General features: G+C 30.0%; 21 protein-coding genes. 20 read left to right on the top strand and 1 reads right to left on the bottom strand.

The genetic code is table 11. The annotated features are described in order from the left end of the window. Window positions 1-137 precede the first annotated feature (137 nt). From V6246_RS17995 to V6246_RS17900, 20 genes are all read left to right on the top strand, one after another. Window positions 138-1,280 (top strand): tetratricopeptide repeat protein, encoded by a 1,143-nt coding sequence (locus V6246_RS17995; RefSeq protein WP_341561829.1) that lies wholly within the window; start codon window positions 138-140, stop codon window positions 1,278-1,280. 227 nt (window positions 1,281-1,507) lie between these two features. Then, on the top strand, window positions 1,508-1,936 hold the full coding sequence (locus V6246_RS17990) for a hypothetical protein (protein ID WP_341561828.1): 429 nt from the start codon (window positions 1,508-1,510) through the stop codon (window positions 1,934-1,936). 172 nt (window positions 1,937-2,108) lie between these two features. Beyond that, window positions 2,109-2,780 carry a DUF2625 domain-containing protein gene (locus V6246_RS17985; protein ID WP_341561827.1) on the top strand — a complete coding sequence of 224 codons (672 nt, stop codon included), beginning with the start codon at window positions 2,109-2,111 and terminating at the stop codon, window positions 2,778-2,780. Window positions 2,781-2,933: 153 nt separating this feature from the next. Continuing rightward, the gene (locus tag V6246_RS17980; RefSeq protein WP_341561826.1) at window positions 2,934-3,554 is read left to right on the top strand and encodes a hypothetical protein; all 621 of its coding nucleotides are present in this window, start codon (window positions 2,934-2,936) and stop codon (window positions 3,552-3,554) included. 151 nt (window positions 3,555-3,705) lie between these two features. Then, the gene (locus V6246_RS17975; RefSeq protein WP_341561825.1) at window positions 3,706-4,599 is read left to right on the top strand and encodes a biopolymer transporter ExbD; all 894 of its coding nucleotides are present in this window, start codon (window positions 3,706-3,708) and stop codon (window positions 4,597-4,599) included. Between the two features lie 151 nt (window positions 4,600-4,750). Further along, window positions 4,751-5,182, top strand: a complete 432-nt coding sequence (locus tag V6246_RS17970; RefSeq protein WP_341561824.1) for a hypothetical protein — start codon at window positions 4,751-4,753, stop codon at window positions 5,180-5,182. Next, entirely contained in the window at window positions 5,136-5,498 is a 363-nt protein-coding gene (locus tag V6246_RS17965) for a hypothetical protein (protein ID WP_341561823.1), read from the top strand. Before V6246_RS17970 ends, V6246_RS17965 begins: the two co-directional genes overlap by 47 nt. 255 nt (window positions 5,499-5,753) lie before the next feature. Further along, window positions 5,754-6,149 (top strand): hypothetical protein, encoded by a 396-nt coding sequence (locus V6246_RS17960; protein WP_341561822.1) that lies wholly within the window; start codon window positions 5,754-5,756, stop codon window positions 6,147-6,149. Between the two features lie 626 nt (window positions 6,150-6,775). After that, window positions 6,776-7,252, top strand: coding sequence for a hypothetical protein (locus V6246_RS17955; RefSeq protein ID WP_133968492.1), 477 nt, complete (start codon window positions 6,776-6,778; stop codon window positions 7,250-7,252). Between the two features lie 126 nt (window positions 7,253-7,378). Next, window positions 7,379-7,831 (top strand): hypothetical protein, encoded by a 453-nt coding sequence (locus V6246_RS17950; protein WP_341561821.1) that lies wholly within the window; start codon window positions 7,379-7,381, stop codon window positions 7,829-7,831. A gap of 439 nt (window positions 7,832-8,270) precedes the next feature. Further along, on the top strand, window positions 8,271-8,630 hold the full coding sequence (locus V6246_RS17945; protein WP_341561820.1) for a hypothetical protein: 360 nt from the start codon (window positions 8,271-8,273) through the stop codon (window positions 8,628-8,630). 596 nt (window positions 8,631-9,226) lie between these two features. After that, window positions 9,227-10,162 (top strand): retropepsin-like aspartic protease, encoded by a 936-nt coding sequence (locus V6246_RS17940; protein WP_341561819.1) that lies wholly within the window; start codon window positions 9,227-9,229, stop codon window positions 10,160-10,162. 160 nt (window positions 10,163-10,322) lie between these two features. Further along, the gene (locus V6246_RS17935; protein WP_341561818.1) at window positions 10,323-10,727 is read left to right on the top strand and encodes a hypothetical protein; all 405 of its coding nucleotides are present in this window, start codon (window positions 10,323-10,325) and stop codon (window positions 10,725-10,727) included. Between the two features lie 560 nt (window positions 10,728-11,287). Next, window positions 11,288-11,938, top strand: a complete 651-nt coding sequence (locus V6246_RS17930) for a hypothetical protein (RefSeq protein WP_341561817.1) — start codon at window positions 11,288-11,290, stop codon at window positions 11,936-11,938. A gap of 147 nt (window positions 11,939-12,085) precedes the next feature. Further along, window positions 12,086-12,550, top strand: a complete 465-nt coding sequence (locus V6246_RS17925; protein WP_341561816.1) for a hypothetical protein — start codon at window positions 12,086-12,088, stop codon at window positions 12,548-12,550. Window positions 12,551-13,154: 604 nt separating this feature from the next. Further along, window positions 13,155-14,723: a hypothetical protein gene (locus V6246_RS17920; RefSeq protein WP_341561815.1), complete on the top strand. Its 1,569-nt coding sequence runs from the start codon at window positions 13,155-13,157 to the stop codon at window positions 14,721-14,723. Next, on the top strand, window positions 14,716-15,372 hold the full coding sequence (locus tag V6246_RS17915) for a hypothetical protein (RefSeq protein WP_042506707.1): 657 nt from the start codon (window positions 14,716-14,718) through the stop codon (window positions 15,370-15,372). Before V6246_RS17920 ends, V6246_RS17915 begins: the two co-directional genes overlap by 8 nt. A 600-nt stretch (window positions 15,373-15,972) precedes the next feature. Then, complete coding sequence (locus V6246_RS17910; RefSeq protein WP_341561814.1) at window positions 15,973-16,773, top strand: hypothetical protein; 801 nt, start codon at window positions 15,973-15,975, stop codon at window positions 16,771-16,773. 191 nt (window positions 16,774-16,964) lie between these two features. Next, window positions 16,965-17,858, top strand: coding sequence for a carboxypeptidase-like regulatory domain-containing protein (locus tag V6246_RS17905; RefSeq protein WP_341561813.1), 894 nt, complete (start codon window positions 16,965-16,967; stop codon window positions 17,856-17,858). Window positions 17,859-17,911: 53 nt separating this feature from the next. After that, on the top strand, window positions 17,912-19,231 hold the full coding sequence (locus V6246_RS17900; RefSeq protein WP_341561812.1) for a carboxypeptidase-like regulatory domain-containing protein: 1,320 nt from the start codon (window positions 17,912-17,914) through the stop codon (window positions 19,229-19,231). A gap of 48 nt (window positions 19,232-19,279) precedes the next feature. Here V6246_RS17900 and V6246_RS17895 read toward each other — a convergent pair. Then, a partial coding sequence (locus tag V6246_RS17895; RefSeq protein WP_341561811.1) for a transposase occupies window positions 19,280-19,698 on the bottom strand: 419 nt, incomplete at its 5' end.

Below are 19,698 nucleotides of genomic sequence, written 5' to 3'. Positions count from 1 at the left end.
ACCAACGCTACTTTAGTAAACCAAATATTCTTTCTTAAATTTAAATATTTATTTCCTAAATTAGCTTCAATATAAATCTGTAGGATATTTATATTGATAATCCCTTAATGTCTATATACCTGCCGTTACCCACAATTATGAAAAAAATCCTGCTAACATTAATAATTTGTCTTTTAAGCGTAAGTAATTATGCTCAAGAACAGATTACGGTTGAACTAGGAAAAGCTTACGGAGAAGAAAAATATGATTTGATTATTTCCGAACATTCCGAAAAGGCAAGTGAATATCCAGCTAAAGCAATTTATTATGTTGGAATGGCTTACTATATGAAAGCTGACGATAATAATGTGCTTAAACTAATGGATTTGTCAATCGAAAAAGATAAGACTGACCCAGAAGCATATTTTATTAAAGGAATGACTTTAAATTATATGGGGCAATTCGACAAAGCAATTGAATCTTTCAATAAAGCGATCGAACTTGATTCGAGCAACTCAAATTATTTTAGCGGATTAGGCGACTCTTATGTAAGCCAAGAAAAATATGATAAGGCACTTTCTGCTTATGTAACAGCTACAGAAAAAAATGAGCCGATAGACAGACCTTTTACTATGATTCCACAAATCTATGCGGAACTAAATCAACCTGATAAAGCTTTAGAAGCCTTTTATAAATCAAAAGAGACTATCTCAAAAGAATCAGATTCTTATATAAACGCATTATACAATATCGGACTTTACGAGTTTCTTAATAAGGAATATGACAAATCCGAAATTGCGTATAAAGAATTAATTGAATTAGCACCAACCGACTATCATTCTTACGCTAAACTAATTCAGGTTTTTTATGGTAAAAAAGAGTACGAAAAAGCAGAACCGATTAAAGAAAAACTTTATCAAGCCTGCGAGCAAGGAAAATTAACGGACAATCTTAAAAGTATGTTCTGTTTTGACCAATTCGATTGGAATGATAAGTTAATTCTTGCTTACGAACGATTTGCAGTTAAAAAAGGCGAATTATATTATAAACACGTTTTTTATATAACTAACAACAAAGGAGAAACTGAATTTACTATACAAACCGAAAACTCACCTATCTCTGTTGAATTAGGCGGACCGAAATATGTACTTGGAATGGATAAAAACGGAACTCATTCAACTTTTAGATATGGATTTGAAGAGGACTTTAATTATGAGGATTTAAAAAAGACCGTAATTCTAGTACTTGACGAAAAAATTAAAGCTGGAGCAAGTTCAAGACCAACTAAAAAGAACAAATAACTGTGGGTAACAACGTGTATAATTCATTGCTAGTTATAGCCTACTTACGAAAGTCCTCGCGGACTTTCTATCTGTAATTTATTTGCTAACTTTAGTGCTTAAACACGCAACGAAATCATACACAAGACCGTTGGCAGTAATTAAAAAAAACTGGAACTGAACAACTAATAATAAGTTTGGCATTAAATTTGACATATTGCCAAAATAAAAAATTAATAAAAACAATTATGATTAAAAAACAACTATTAACATTGATTACATTAGTCTTTCTAACAATCTCTTGCTCTTCAGATGATGACCCAAGAGATAATTATCCTCAAAATAGGGATATTACATTTTCTATAACATCATCAGATAATAATCGTTTGTCCGAAATTGAATTTAATATTGAAGGAGATGGAATAAAAATATCTGAATCTTCATATAGTGAATCACATTTACCTAAAACACAAAGTTATTTATCACAATCAATTCCTTTTTCTACACTTTTATGGATTCATTATAAGGATAATTCGAAAATAGAAAACATTGGAACTCCTTTTAGTCCATACACTATTAAACTTGAAATAAAAGTTGACAATGAAATTGTTGCTGAAAAAGAAATTCTAATTAATGAACGTGGAGCTGTTGATTCTTTGGATTTTACATTCGAATAAAAAACTACTGCCAAGAACGTGTATAATTCATTGCTAGTTATAGCCTACTTACGAACATTCCTGCGGAATATTCTATCTGTGATTTATTTGCTAAATTAGTTGCTTAATCACGCAACGAAATCATACACAAGACCGTTGTAGCCAATTTGACAAAATCGAGAGTTAAAACAAAATGAAAGAATTAACTGAACTAATCAATTTAAATGAACCTGGCTGGGATTTAGTCAATGAGTGGTTAGGAGAAGCGACTAATGAATATGAAATATTACCGAAAAACGATAAACGGGCTGAAAGAGAATTGATGAATACTCAAGTCACTACACACTCACCAATGGGAGCTGTCATTTACGAAACAGGTGGAATTCTGATTAGTAAAGGCTGGCTCAGAATTCTGGGTTCAGGAAGCGAAAAACTTGACAGAGGATTGAGCGAATGGAATAAAGGAAAAACTTTTGAGAATTATGGAGAACAACCTTCTCATTTATTAATAGCTGATGACATTATTGGAGGTTATTTTGCAATCAATACAGGTGGAATTGGAACAGAAATCGGAAAAATATATTATTTACCGCAATACACACTCGAATGGGAATGTTTAGACATTGGATATTCGGACTTTTTGTATTGGACATTAACTGGAAACTTAGATAAATTTTATGAGCTATTTCAATGGGAGAATTGGGAAAGAGATATTCAACAAGGAAATGGGAATCAAGTGTTTTCTTTTGTACCATTTTTGTGGACTAAGGAAGGTAAGGATATAGAAAAAGTCAATAGGAAATTAGTGCCAATTGAGGAAAATTATAGCTTGACACTTGACTTAAAAAAGCAACTAAATGGATAATAAAAAACTGGCTACAACATTGTATAAAAATAATGCTTAGTTTAGTGCTTAATCAAGAGTAAAGGCGTGTTTAGTTGCTTATGATTTTCCTTCGGAAAATCCTCGCACACAAACTACGCACTATTCTTATACGTAACCGTTGGCAACAACCTAATGAAATCAACATTCAAACAAATAAGAGCTGATAAAAACATTTCGGAAAAAGATGGATTTGGAGTAACTGTCATTTCTTCTATCCTTGTTGCAACAGTAACAGTTTATCTGACTAAAGAATTTGAGTTTCCTGTTTATTTAACTGTCCTTGGAATTTTCGTTTACATCTTTTTTGTGAGATATCAAATCAGAAAATTATTTTCAGATTGGACAAAAAAAGAGGATGTTATTGGACTTTTAGAATTTAGTGATAATGCGCTAATAATTGACAATTCAACTCTAAATGAGAAAATAAGATTTACTGACATAGAATCTATTTATCTTCATTACAATTATGTTCAAGGTAAACAATATGCATCTAGAGATATAATTCACAACGGATTAGCAGAAATTATATTAAAAACAAAAAATAATAAACAGAAATCCTTCAAGTTTTTAATTGAAAATAAAAACCAAATAACTGATTTAAAACCGATTTGGAGAGAACTATACCTTTTAGGAGTTTTCATCCGAGAAAAAATGGGGAAATATGAGGTTAAAACAATAATGTTCGATGCTGACTTAACGGACAAAAAAATTAAAAAATTAAAAACGGAATTAAATATTGACAGCTTCTATTGAAAAAAGGCAGTTGCCAACAAAGTGTATAATTAATTGCTTTGTCCTTCTCTACTTGTGAATATTCCTGCGGAATATTCACAGATTCGTTAAAGTTTGCTAAATTAGTTGCTTAACCACGCAACTAACCATACACAATCACGTTGTGCAACATATGAGACAAACATTAGTAATTACCTTTTTATTTATTTCATTATTCTATTCTTGCGGTATTCAAACCGAAAGAATAGAAAACAAATTAATGGAATGTAATAATCAAAAATTTGATGATAATGGAAAACAACTAAAAGAGTTAATATCAGATTATGAATCCAATTTGATAAAGGCTAATATTATCTCAGATAATTCAGGTAAAAGTTATTTAAAAACAATAAGTGAAATATCCAATGGAATTGAACCTAAAGAAAAGCCTTTTTATTCATTCGGGGAAATGCTAAACGGAATTGAAAAAAAACAGAATTCTACTTCAAACGTTTGCTTACAAACAGTAATATCTGACTCAACTAAATATGATTCTAAAACATTTGTAAGATTTCAAAGTACATTAGAGAATGCTATTAGAAATGCTGGAGATTTAAAAATTGAATTATTAGCAACTGAAATTTCAAATGTACTACTTGAAAAAGATTTTGAACTTGACTTTTACAAAATGAGAGCATTCTTGTTATTCGATATGTTGGGCCCTCATAATGGAATAAATAAAGTTGTACCCAAAAAGAACTATGACCTAAAAAATGCTTTAAGAATATACCTGAATAAAGAAAATAAAATATTTGTAAATAATACTGAGATTAAACTTAAAAACTTGAAGTCTAAAGTAACACAGTATTATAAAGACAATGAATCTAAATCTATAATCTCAATAAAAACAGATAAAGAGACTATGTATTCAGACTATATTACTGTTCAAAACGAGATACAAAGTGCAATTAATTTAGTGAGAGATAATTTATCTAATCAAAAATATGGAAAAAAATATAGTGATTTGAATACTGATGAGCAGAAATTAGTAAATGAGCAATATCCAAAAACCATAATTGAAGAATAAAAATACGTTGCACAACACCATATAAAAATAATTGCGGTTTAGTGCTTAATTAAAGGCAATTGAGTGTTTGCCTACATCTGATTTTCCTTCGGAAAATCCTCGCAAACAAACCCGCAACTATCCTTATACATAAACGTTGGCAATAATTTGAATGAAAAACGTAATCCGAACATTATTAGTGATTTGCATTTTACAGAGTTGTTCAAAAAAGAACATCGATAATGACTTGCTCGGAAATTGGAGTTCGACTAAAAGTGCTAATATTGTCGATTTAGAATTCTTTAAAGATTCATTAATTCAAAATTCTTGGGAAAGAACAACAAAATTCTCTTGGACAAGCAATCGTTCAAAAATCTACTATACGCAACTAACAAATCTTAACCCTGAATTAGAAACTGATTTTATTCTAGAATATAAACTGGATGCACAAAAAGATACTTTGTTTGTAAAGACAGAAACCGATTCTTCTTTTACCAATCAATTCCTTAAAATTAAAAACGGACTTCAATATTTAAAGAAAAATATAAATCTTGATTTTGACCTTCCTAAAAAAAGAGAACGGACTAATTTCAAGCGGAAATAAAAAATTTGATTTTAATATTTATGTCGGATTTAATAATGGAAAATTAGTAGCAAAAACAGATAGATATATAAATCTAGATGGAATTCAAAGTGAAATTTATGACTTAATATTTTCAATTAAAGAGCAAGAAAAGGAACAAATTAAATATTTACTATTCGCTGACAAAAGAGTTCCTGAAAAAGAAATCGACTCAATAAAAAAACTTCTAAAAGAAACAACTATCAAAAGAATATTTAGAGTTTATACCAATGAGCAAGTTGATTATGAAAAAACAGACTGGAAAGACGAACTGAATTGGTTTGGAGAATATGAATAAAAAACTATTGCCAACATTGTATATAAAAAATTGCTATTTTGTGCTTAACCAATGTTAGTTGCTTTGTTTGCTAGCTTCTGATTTTCCTTCGGAAAATCCTCGCACACAAACACGCAACTTTCCATATACGTAAACGTTAGCAGCAAGCGTCCATTCGTATGTCAATAAGAAGTTAACATTTAAAATAAATACGTATGACCAACGTTATTTAGAATGAGAAAATCAACTAAATTCAGAGTTTAAACACTAAAGAATATGAAAACTAGAATAATAAAAAAATCACTATTAAAATATTGGCAAGAAATTGTATTTATAATTTCAATTGGATTATTACTATTTGAAATCACAAAATTCAACCTAACTCAAAACTCAATTGATAGTTGGGATATAGTTCTTCTTTCTTTAATTTTTCCATTATTTGTTTGTCTTATCGGACAATTCTACTGGAATAATAAGACTTTATCAACTGCATTATCTGTTCTTTTAACAATAGGCTCATTTATTGTTGTTTTAATGGCTTTATATTTTATTGGAACGACTAACTCGAAATTTTTGCAGGCGATTTCAATGCTCATTTTTGGTATATTCTTGTTGTTTACAGCATTCACAATGACAAGAAAAAACAGAAGTAATACTCAAAATTATGTCTGAAAAATGATTGCTTTTAAATTTCTGATAAAAATAGAAGACAGATTAAGAAATAAAGCCAGCTGCTAACACCGTGTATAATTAATTGCTTGGGCAATTGCCTACTTGGAAAATTCCTTCGGAATTTTCTCTGGCAAGTTTTTGTTTACTAACTTAGTTGCTTAAACACGCAACTAACCATACACAACAACGTTGCCATTCATGGCTCACTCGGCTCTAAAAAATATATAAACGAGCTTAAAAGTGGTTTAAAAATATATTCCTAAAAACCTTAATCAACCGACTTCTGACAATTCAAAGCGTAACTGTTGCGTGCGACTGACTTTACTCATGCGCAAAACATCTGACTTTTGAAAAAGAAAACGTAATGTTTAAACGTGATTGACTTTAATTCTACTCTAAAAACTCTAAGTTTTCTAAATTTAATCGAATCTATTTCGTAAAATAAGTCCGATAAAAAAACACCACGCATGGCAACATTGTATAAAAATAATGCTTAGTTTAGTGCTTAATCAAGAGTAAAATGCAAGTTTGCTTGCTTATGATTTTCCTTCGGAAAATCCACGCACACAAACATCGCACTATTCTTATACGTAAGCGTTGTACGCAAGCTGAAAAACTCACTCAAATTGATAAAAAAAGTATTGATTGGAATAATAGGATTTATTCTTGGAATAAGTTTCGGATTCTATTTTGAAGGTTTTTTTCGAGAAATAATTCAAGATATTTTTCGATTTACTACTTCCGACAAAATTCAGTTTGTGGGAAAAAATATTTCCATCTTTTCGGACAGAACATTCGAATATATACTCGGATTTGCTTTAATGACTTTTTTATTGGCAAACATAGAACTTAAAAAAAAGCAGATTTTGAAAAATGTTATACTTTGCCTACTGATTTTTGGAATCTCTATTTTCCTAATTTCAGCAATTAATGCAAATTTAAAAGTAGTACAATGTACGGCTTGTGACAACGGAATTGTCAAAATTCATTGGAACAATATAAATTTTGGACTTACAATTGGATTAAGTGCAATCTTTTCAGTAGTTCCAAATATTATAGTATTAATAAATAAAATAAAAGCCAGCGTACAACACAGTATATAAAAAATTGCTATTTTGTGCTTAACCAATGGGAGTTGCTTTGTTTGCTAGCTTCTGATTTTCCTTCGGAAAATCCTCGCACACAAACACGCAACATTTCATATACATAACCGTTGCCATTAATTTGAAATGACCGTAATAAATTCAATATTTTCAGTTTCATTAAGTCTGATTTTCGTATTCATTAATCTGAATAGCGGAATAAAAACGTCTGAAATACAAAACAAAACTCTGACCGAAAAAATTGATTGCGGAATTGAAAGTGTTACTCTGAAAACGGAACGAATTGAAAAGAAACGCAAGTTTTTATTCTGGAATTTAAAACATAAAAAAGTAATCGTGACTGACCGAATTATTGACCAAAATGGAAATGAAGTTTTTGAAAAAAAATCAGTTTTTATAAGCTCAATGGATGCTTCGGACACAAGAAAATTTAATCGCATAAAAATTGTCGGAAATGAAATTTGGATTTTCAGTCACGGCAAAAATGTGGATAAAGTTAAACCTATTAATCGTTATAATTTTTGTGGAGATTATCTTGGAAAAAAAGATTGGGAAGACGGAGATTATTACAACGACTGAAATAAAAAACTAATGGCAACAATGTATAAAAATAATTGCTAGATTAGTGCTTAACCAAAGGTCGTTGCAGTTTTGTTACGTCTGATTTTCCTGCGGAAAATCCTCGCACACAAAACCGCAACTATTCTTATACGTAAACGTTGGCAACAATTTGAGCTGACAATATTCATAATAATAAACAATACATCTATTTAGCAAACAAAGTTTTAAACTACTTGTTTTCGTTATTTAATGCGTTTGTTAAAATTGGTTAAAAAAGTTAAAACTATTTTAAAATAATTTCTTACACATAAAAAAGCTTTTGATTTGTTTTAATTAACCAAAATTTTAAATTATGAAAAAATCAGTTTTATTAAAATTATTAATTAATGTTTTAATTCTATTTTCCATAATTAGATTACTAGGACTCGTAATTAATATTCCTTTAAAAAAATGCATTATGAGTCCGATAAAGATTTGTATTGCAGATTGGAATTTATTTTATTGGTTTATTGCGATTATTGGTCTAACTGCTTATTTATTCTTTTTGAAATCATTGTATCATTTACGAAAGACGGCTACACTACTAGACAATGAATCTTACTCGGATATAATTAACCACTTGAAGAAATCTGGAACTTGTTTTTGTGTTACAGGAATTATATATTCTTTTGTAATAATTTTTCTTTGGGCATACCTAGCAATTGAAACAGGATTAGTAGAAATAGGATTCGATATGGATTTAATACCACCTTTGTTTCTAATCATTATTGGTATTATTTTTAGAAAAACATCTAGCCTTAATTTTAAATCTCATTAATTCTATAAAACAAAAACTGTTGCCAACATTGTATAAAAATAATGCGTAATTTAGTACCTAATCAAGAGTGAATGCCTGTTTGCTTGCTTATGATTTTCCTTCGGAAAATCCACGCACACAAACTACGCACTATTCTTATACGTAACCGTTGCCATTCATGGCTCACTCAGCTCTAAAAAAATATATTAACGAGAGTCAAAGTGGTTTAAAAATATATTCCTAAAAACCTTACTCAACCGACTTCTGACAGTTCAAAGCGCAACTGTTGCGTGCGACTGACTTTACTCATGCGCAAAACATCTGACTTTTGACAAAGAAAACGCAAAGTTTACGCGCGACTGACTTTACTCGTGTTCCAAAAAACTCTCAGTTTTCTAAATTTAACCACATATTTTCGTAAAATAAGTCCGACAAAAAAAAACACGCATGGCAACACTGTATAAAAATAATGCTTAGTTTAGTGCTTAATCAAGAGTAAATGCGAGTTTGCTTACTTATGATTTTCCTTCGGAAAATCCACGCACACAAACATCGCACTATTCTTATACGTAAACGTTGTGCGTAAGCTAAAAACAGCATCTACAAAATTGAAATACATGAACAAAACAAGAGTATTTATCTATTCAATAATATTAATTTTAATAAGTAGTTGTGCAACTAGCAAAGCAGTAAAATACTTTAAAGAAGGAAAAACAAAACAAGAAAACTTTAAAGTTACTTTACCTTTCGAAATTAAAAATGGTTGGATAATTGTTCCTGTAGAAATAAATAATAAAAATTATAATTTTCTTTTTGATACTGGGACACCAACTCTTGTGTCAAAAGAACTTGCTGAAAGTTTAAATTTGAAAATTATTGACTCTGTAAATGTTTCTGATGTTTTTAATAAAAAACAAACTAATCAATATACTAGAATAGAATCTATTGGAATTGGAAAAATAGATTTTGTTGAAACAGTAGCCTTAATAAATGATTTTAATTCAATACCAATGTGGTCTTCTCTCAATATTGACGGATTTATTGGTTCAAGTTTAATGCAACACGCTATTTGGGATATTGATTTTGATAAGAAACAAATTATTATAACTGACAATGAATCGAAATTAAGCTTACCTGAAAAAATAATTGAAAATAAGTTATTTATTGGATATGCAGGAATACCTTCTATTGCTTGTAAAATAAATGGTGAAAAAGTTTGGAATTTTGATGTCGATTTTGGCTATAATGGAGATTTAGTTATACCTTTTTCCGAATTTGAAAAGCAAAAAGAAAATGGTCAAATATCAGATTTCACTGAATCTAAAACAACCGGTTCTATTGGAATTTATGGAAAACAAGACAATGCAAGGATATCTTACACAGGAATTGTTAATGAATTAGAATTTGGAAATACTATTTTAAAAAACCAAAAAGTATATTCAGAGCAATATTTGGGTAGAAGGTTTGGTTTAGATTTTTTTAAAAATTATCGAGTAATTCTAAATTGGAATAGTAAAAAAATAAAGCTAATAGAAAATAATAACTCTGAATAAAAGCCTACGCACAACACCGTGTATAATTAATTGCTAGGTCACTGCCGACTTACGAACATTCCTGCGGAATATTCTATCTGTGATTTATTTGCTAAATTAGTTGCTTAACCACGCAACTAACCATACACAACAACGTTGTAAACAATTTAAAACCAGATTAATGAATAGATTTCCGATTTTTATATTAGCTCTTACAATTAATTTTATCTCCTTCGGACAAATCAAATCAGAATCGGAGTTAATCGGCAAATGGACAGTCGTAAAAATGATTGACAAACCGATAGAAGCTCAATTCAAGCCTATTGTTGATGCTTTCGAAAAATGCACATTCAATTTTAAAGCAAATAATGATTTTGAATTGACTACAACTAATGAGACGGAACTATACAAAATGATGATAAATGAAGTTCTTAATGAAGAGGTTAAATGGAGGTTTAATAGTTCCACGCAAACGATTGGGATTGGGAATTCGATAATGCTCATTAAAATAGAAAGCAGTAATGAAGAGCCTGTTTTTCATATTGAAGAAACTGGATTGAATTTGCTTGTCAAAAAAATAGAATAAAAACTATTTACAACAGTGTATAAAATTAATGGCTTGGTCTTAGCCTACTTGGAAAATTCCTGCGGAATTTTCCGCTGTTCGGTCTCTGTTTATTAATTTAGTGGTTTATCAACGCCACTAACCTTATACGTAACGTTGCCATTCATGGCTCACTCAGCTCTAAAAAATATATAAACGAGACTCAAAGTGGTTTAAAAACATATTCCTAAAAACCTTACTCAACCGACTTCTGACAATTCAAAGCGCAACTGTTGCGTGCGACTGACTTTACTCATGCGCAAAACATCTGACTTTTGACAAAGAAAACGCAATGTTTGCGCGTGACTGACTTTACTCGTGCTCATAAAACTCTCAGTTTTCTAAATTTAATCGCATATTTTTCGTAAAATAAGTCCGACAAAAAAACCACGCATGGCAACATTGTATAAAAATAATGCTTAGTTTAGTGCCTAATCAAGAGTAAATGCGTGTTTGCTTGCTTATGATTTTCCTTCGGAAAATCCACGCACACAAACATCGCACTATTCTTATACGTAACCGTTGTGGTGCATACGAGAAAAATGGTAACTAACATTAAAATATCGTCATTGATTATACTGATTTTGGGAGTATTTAGTTGCCAAAATGCGGAAAAGAAACTAATTAAAATAATCGAAACAGATTTTGGACTGTTTCAAAACGAAAACGATAGTATTGCAGTTGAATTAGAATATACCGAATATAATAATTGGAAGGATTTACTTGAAAGGACTGAACAAATTGCTTGTAATGATAGTCTTCCAAAAATAACTCTTAAAAATGATAATGTTGTAAATAGAATTTATTTGAGAAATCCTTGCTGGGAAAATTTCGGTTGTATTTTAATTAAACAAAGAAATACAATTCAAATACATAACGATACGATTAGTAAAGTTGATAGATTTTATTATCCTTTAGACAGTTTAGCTTCCGTTTTGAAAAAGGACTTTCAGAATAACGGAAAAATTCCATCTTGGAGCAGAAACCCTGAAAAATTATTAATATTCTTGTCATATGACAGCGACAATATTTCAACATTTCCAAAAACATTGAGTAAAATTGTTAATGCATATGAAAAACTGACCGATAGTGTAGTGTTGAAAATATGGCTGAATGAAAAGTTAGACATTCCGCCACCACCACAACCACCAAAAGAGCCTGAAGAAATCGAATTAATTGAAGATGAAAAATAAGTACGCCACCACAACACCGTGTATAATTAATTGCTTGTTTTAAGCCTACTTACGAACATTCCTGCGGAATATTCTATTTGTGATTTATTTGCTAACTTAGTTCCTTAAATCACGCAACTAACCATACACAATCACGTTGCCAACAATATGAAAAAAACAAACTTCGGATTAATTTTAATACTTCTGACTTTCTTTGTTTCGTGCAATGAAAAGAAAATATCGGAATTAAATAATCGGATTACTGACCTCGAAATTCAAAATAAAAAACTGACCGATTCGATTTCTAAAGCGGACTATTATAAAGTTTTAGGCTCAAACATTGTCGGACTGACTGCTAAACCTGAATTTATTGTAAATGAAAAAAGTTACGTGAAATTTCTTTTTAATTACCCTGAAAAATTACTGACTTATAATGTTTATACGACTACTAGCGATGGAAAACCTGATAAGCTGATTTACGAAAATCTCACGGATAATAAATTCATGTATAGTTTTATTCCAGAAAAAGCTAGAGAGCACAATATTAAATTAGTCGCAGTTTTTAAAATGAACAATAAAGAAAATGAAGAAATACACGTTCCGACAAATTTATATGTTACTGTAAAAGAATAAAAAATACTGTTGGCAACAATGTATATAAAAAATTGCTATTTTGTGCTTAACCAATGTGAGTTGCTTTGTTTGCTAGCTTCTGATTTTCCTTCGGAAAATCCTCGTACACAAACACGCAACATTTCATATACGTAAACGTTGCCATTCATGGCTCACTCGGCTCTAAAAAATATATAAACGAGACTCAAAGTGGTTTAAAAATATATTCCTAAAAACCTTACTCAACCGACTTCTGACAATTCAAAGCGTAACTGTAGTTAGCGACTGACTTTACTCATGCGCAAAACATCTGACTTTTGACAAAGAAAACGCAATGTTTACGCGTGACTGACTTTACTCCTACTTTAAAAACTCTCAGTTTTCTAAATTTAATCGAATATCTTTCGTAAAATAAGTCCGACAAAAAAACACCACGCATGGCAACATTGTATAAAAATAATGCTTAGTTTAGTACCTAATCAAGAGTAAATGCCTGTTTGCTTGCTTATGATTTTCCTTCGGAAAATCCACGCACACAAACTACGCACTATCCTTATACCTAACCGTTGTGGTTTATATAACTAAACAACAAACATTATTACTAACTTTAAAACTTTAACGGTTTATGAAAAAAATTAATGCTTATTTTAAAATCGGAATTCTAACATTACTAACCTCCTTTATGTTTACCAACTGTGAGAAAGAAGAAAATGAACAACTGGAAGTGAATACTATTTCTACACAATTACTAACTTATTTTAACCAAACCGATTATAACGAACTTATTCCATATGATTATACCGTAGATTGGAGCAGCGCAATAAAACAATACTCAGAAGAATTAGAATTATCATATTATGAAGTCCCTATTAACTATACTAATGCGTTTAATCCAAATGAATTAAACAAATTTAAAAAAGAAGGATCCTATTATATTAAATATAAAATTTTGGCAATAGAAAATAATGACGAATCATTTAGTTTTTATGCAGCAAAATTTTATCAAAACGTCAATCCCTTAAACAATGTCTTAATTAATTCCGATATTTCATTTAGCTACCTCAATAGTTTTACCGGAATCGTTCATTTAATTAACAATCAAAAAAAAATAGTGTATAAAAAACAATTGAGCGAAGGCATGCTTATTATGTCAACCAAGTTTAATAACAAAAAAGGAAGCAATACTAACAGTTCATCTTTATATGGAAGATCCTCCGCATCTTGCCCAACAATTACAGTACCCATGTATACAGATTGGTATTCCAATAGTGGTCCTGGTGGTTCTTTCGTTTATACCCATACACAACTTACAGGCTATAGAACCATAAATGTTTGTGAGGGAAGTAGTGGCTTACCCGAAATTAACAAGTATGGTTCAAACGGAGAAGGTATTTATGTTAAGAGAAAGGGTAATGGTGGGGTTTATGATGATGATGACTCCAACGAAGACGACGAAAATATTGTTTTAATTGAGGATGAAATTAGTAATTGTGGCCCAGGATTATTTCCCAATGCAAATGGAGATTGTGTTGCTGATTTGCATGATGATAAAATTGACTCTAGTGAACTTACTGGGAAAGATAAATGTGCTTATGAAATTTTAGAAAAAACAAATGGAAACCTTTTCAAAAAAACTATAGGTTTATTTGGAGTCCCTGGATCTAAATATGATTTAAATTTTACTTATGATTCTTGCAGTACTGATGGTGAAATGTGTACAAGCGCTAAAGATTTAGCAAATAACAATATAACTATAAAAATAAATAATACTTCAGGTTTGTCAATTCTTGAAATAGCCACTAATTTTTTGCATGAGGGCATTCATGCAGAAATATATAGATATGTCCATGAAAATGGCGGAAATGTAGACCCTAATGATAGAATTAATTTATATAATTCATACATAGCAGCAAAAGTAGAATCTGGAAGCCTTGCAAATACAGACGAGGCCCAACATCAACACATGGCAGATAGATATGTTTATCCAATAGCAAGAGCCATAAGAGAGATAGATAACAAAAGGTTTAGTGTGGAGCACTATTTACCATTTGGCTGGATAGGGTTAAGCGCCTACGGGAAAGATGGTTACTATAATGAAAACATAGACTATGTTTTTTTCGATTTAAATGATATGTGGGCTAAAATAAAACAAATTGCAAATACTTCAAACGCAGAAAATGGTTGTAATGAATAAAACATATAGAACTTTAATTGGCTTATTAGCGTTAATAACTTTTATTGGTTGTAACAATAAAAAAACGCTGCCAGTAACCAATAAGAGCACTAATACTAGCGAAATAATTAGTAAAGTTATAGATAGTGTGGCGGTACGTCTATCCCCTAGAAATTTATCGCCAATTAATACTAAAGGTAGATTTACAGTTAAAGATTCCATTAGAGTCCATGAAAAACTAATAGACTACATTAATGAATTCAGAACCATAGCAATAGACACAAGCTTAGCATTAAATATACCCAATTTTGAGTTGATTGAAGATATGTTTTTTGAAGATAAGTTTTCAGGTTTTACAAAAGTTTATGACAATAGTAGAAGCATACATATTGATATAGATAAAATAAAAATAAAAAGAGTAACTAACACTTTTTATTTTGATTCCATAGTATATTTAAACCCTTCTGACCATATTGGAAAATATAGAGATTATAAAAACATTGATTACAGGTTTAATTTTTCAAAAATTGTATATAATGACAAAAAAGATAAAGCTGCTATTCGATGTCAGTATCGATTTGAAGATAGATCACCTAATATGTCATTATTTTATTTAGAAAAAACGAACAACATTTGGGAAATAAAAAAATCATATCATTTTATTTTTTAAATCTAAAACACATTTAAATTATCCTAGCACAAATTAAATACAAACCACAACACGTTATATAAAAAATAGCAGTTAAGAGCTAAACCAAAAATTTGGTTCTTTTCTGCTATCTTTATATTTTAATTAAAAATAGGCACATACAAATCTGCTACTTTTCATATAACCAAACGTTGCCATTCATGGCTCACTCAGCTCTAAAAAATATATAAACGAGCTTAAAAGTGGTTTAAAAATATATTCCTAAAAACCTTACTCAACCGACTTCTGACAATTCAAAGCGCAACTGTTACGTGCGACTGACTTTACTCATGCGCAAAACATCTGACTTTTGACAAAAAAAACGCAATGTTTACGCGTGACTGACTTTACTCGTGCTCGAAAAACTCTCAGTTTTCTAAATTGAATCGCGTATTTTTCGTAAAATAAGTCCGACAAAAAAAACCACGCATGGCAACATTGTATAAAAATAATGCGTAATTTAGTGCCTAATCAAGAGTTAAGGCGCGTTTGCTTGCTTATGATTTTCCTTCGGAAAATCCACGCACACAAACATCGCACTATTCTTATACGTAACCGTTACCAGCCATTTAAACAAACCATATGGATAATGAAATAAAATTTGGGAATTTCGATATTTCTTTACCTGATGAAGTTTCATCAATGTTTGGAATTTTCGAAAATCTTGTTGATTTCTTTGGTGCCGAGTACCAGTCAGAAGCGGTTGAAAAATTAAAAAAGGAATTAAAAAACATAGAATTAAAACCTAAACCAAATATTGATTTTGAAAGTGATTTTACACAAATAGATACTAAAAGTGCTGACACTATTTTTAGTGTAGCAAAAATAATTAACAGCATATCTTTATCTAAATACCGTGTAGATTTCAAAGAAACAGAGTTAGACGAAATTTATAAAAAGTTAAAGAAATGGAAACGACCACCAAGACAAAAATGGAAAATTGGAGATGTTATTTCTGTTCCAATGTCTAACAATTCTTTTGCTTTTGGACAAATTGCAGGAACACATCTTACAAAAACTTGTCCCATTTTAACTTTATTCGACCTAACTAAAGAAAATGCTGAAACTTCTATTGAAGAACTTATAATTGCAAGACCTCTCTCTGTTTATAATTCCGATGAATATGAAATTAAAAATCATATTTTTAAAGTTTTGTTTAATTGTGAGATATTGGTTAGTCCTGAAAAAGTTAAAGATAAAAAATTTCATGGTGGTGTGGATTTAAGTACTTTGGCGAACGTTTATTTTGGACTTAAACCTTGGAATATTATGGGAGATTATTATTATGGTAGATACTTTTTACCAGAAATTGAAAGACCTGAAAATACAATTTGGTTGAGTGATGAAGAGAAAGTAAAATATAGGAAAGAAAACGGCTGGTAACAAGGTATAAAAATAATAAGGGTTAAGTGCCAAACCCAAAGGTTGGTACATATTAACAAAGTCCGCCAAATTTACAATTTGACAGTTAAAAGAAAAATAACGGTAAAATTATAAATTTGGCTAAGTGCTAAAACGGAAAGTAAGTGCGTTTTTAATCCCTTACTATTCTTATACTAACCGTTAGGCAACATATGAAAAAACTACTTGTATTAACAGTTCTACTTATTTCAAACTTCTGTTTCAGTCAGTTAAAAGCGGTAGTAATTAACAGCGAAACAAAAGAAAAAATTCAATATGTGAATATTTGGGTAGAAAACGAAAATATCGGAACTTCATCAAATGAAAATGGAGAATTTGAATTAAATTTTGAAGGTCGAAAGACGATTGTCTTTTCAGCAATCGGATTTGAAACTAAAAGAATTTCTTCTAATGCTATTAAAAACAGTCTTGAATTAAAACCGCTTGTTACCGAGTTAGATGAAGTTGTTATTAATTTAAAAAAAAAATCCAAAAAATTAATCATAGGCAAGTATAAACCATCTAAAATACCTATTTACTCTGTTTGTTATGCAAATCCTCGGATTGTCGCAAGATTTTTTGAATATAAAGCGTCCTATAATAAAACCCCATTTCTAAAAAAAATCAAAGTTTATACGGATAGTAAAGTTAAAAACTCAAAATTCAACATTATATTATATGATATAAATGATAGAGGGGAACCTTATGCTTATATCTATAATAAGAATATTATAGGAGTTGCAAAATATGGAAAAAGAACAACTGAAATTGACATATCGGATTTAAATATAAAATTTCCAAAAAAAGGATTTTTTATCGCTATTGAATGGCTCATTATAGAATCGAATAAATATATATTTAGATACAGAGAAAGAGATTCAAATATATGGATAGAAAGAATTCAGTACGCACCAATGTTCGAGGCGGTTCAAGACGCATCAGACATGAGTAGCTGGTTTTTTTCTCAAGGAACATGGAAATATTTATTGAATCTAGAGGATGACTTATTTTCAAATAACAATAAGACCCCGCCCGGGTTAGCAATTAAATTAACATTATCGAATTAAAATTCGCTTGGGCAAAACGAGTTAAGCAACATTTAAAATCACCAAGTAACCTGATGACTAAAACTATATATTTTATTCTTTTTTTATATTTGAGTTTTTTCAAATTATCTGCTCAAATAAATTTAAATGGGACGGTTTATTTTAACAATGAACCAAAGCCTAATGTAACTGTATATCTTAATAACACCACTACAGGAACTATTACAAATGAAAATGGACAGTTCAATTTAGAAATAAAAAATGGCGTTTACCAATTAATAATTTCACATATAGGGTTTCAGACTATAACATATAATATTGATACGTCTACTTATACAAAACCACTTGCTTTTCATCTATTAGAAGAAGAATTTGTGTTAGATGAAGTTATTATCGCTGGAAAAAAAAACAATTTTGAATGGGACTATAATTTTTCTATTTTCTTTCGTGCTTTTATTGGGACTAGTTCGTTTTCAAAATTTTGTACTATACAAAATCCAGATGTTTTGTTTTTTGAATTTGATTCAGAAAATAATATTTTCACGGCAGAAGCTACTGAACCAATACATATCAAAAATGAAGCTCTAGGCTATGATATATTCTACGATTTGAAGCACTTTTCAATAGAAAAAAAAATCACTAATTATTTAGGGTATTCTTATTTTAAAGCATTAAAAGGCAGTAAGAAGAAATGGATAAAAAACAGGTTAAAGGCTTATAATGGTTCGCAAGTACACTTTTATAAAAGCGTTTTAAAAAATTCATCAAAAAAAGAAGGTTTTATTTTAAATCAATTTGTAAGAAAGAAAAACAAAGATAGACCTAGTGAAGAGGACATATTAAAAGCGAGAAAGATAGTATCTAAACAGAAAAAAGGAGGTTTTGATATAAATCAGTTTATAAGAAATGTAAACAAAGAGAAACCTAGTGAAGAGGAATTATTAAAAGCTAAAAAAGGAGTATCTAAATCGAATGTCGCACATAATTTTTCAAAAAAAACTGACATATCTGAAATTTCGATAGATTCGGCACTAATTATTTTAAAAAAAGCAAAACTCCCAAAATATATTGACTATTTAGACGAGTCCGAAATAACTTCTTCTAATATCGTGCACAAAGAAAATAATCAAACTTATCTTCAATTTGAAAATAATTTAAGAATTACATATCTCAGAGAAGATGAAGAAAAAGGTTATATTTTAAGAAATCCCTCTAGTAAACCTCGTAAAGCGTTTCCGCAAACATCAAACATAATTCCATTAGCAGAAAAATTCAGAATTCACACCGATGGCGTTTTAGCAAATCCATTAGATGTTTTATATGAAGAATACTGGTCTTATGAAAAATTCGCACATGCTCTACCTCTTGATTATGAACCTAATAATGAAAATTAAAAAACGTTGCCTAACAAAGTACTGTGCTAAAAAACAAGTAAAATCTTATTAATTTTTCACTAGGGTACTTTTATATTCCTTGTCAAATATTAAACCCGATTTTGCAATAGCAAAAGCTTGTTTTAGTAGCTTATTACATACCGCTATTAATGCTAATTTTTTACTCTTTCCTTTTGCTACTAATCGTTCATAAATATCTCTGCATGCTTTGTTGTATTTACAAGCTGTAAAACTGCACATAAATAATAAATTCCTGAGTTTTTGATTGCCCATTTTACTAATTCGTGGTCGTCCTTTTATACTACTTCCACTTTGCCTAATCACTGGAGTTAATCCTGCGTAACTACATAATTCTGCTGCACTCGAAAAGCGTTCAAAACCACCTGTTAAAACGATTAACATAATAGATGTTTTTTTTCCGATTCCTGGTATGGTTTTTATTCGAGTAAATAAATCTTTATGAGCCT

Origin of the sequence: Algibacter sp. TI.3.09 (genome assembly GCF_038154905.1) — a bacterium.
GTDB lineage: Bacteria > Bacteroidota > Bacteroidia > Flavobacteriales > Flavobacteriaceae > Algibacter.
The sequence above is the reverse complement of the archived record's forward strand: the minus strand, read 5'-3'. Positions and strand labels throughout refer to the sequence as shown.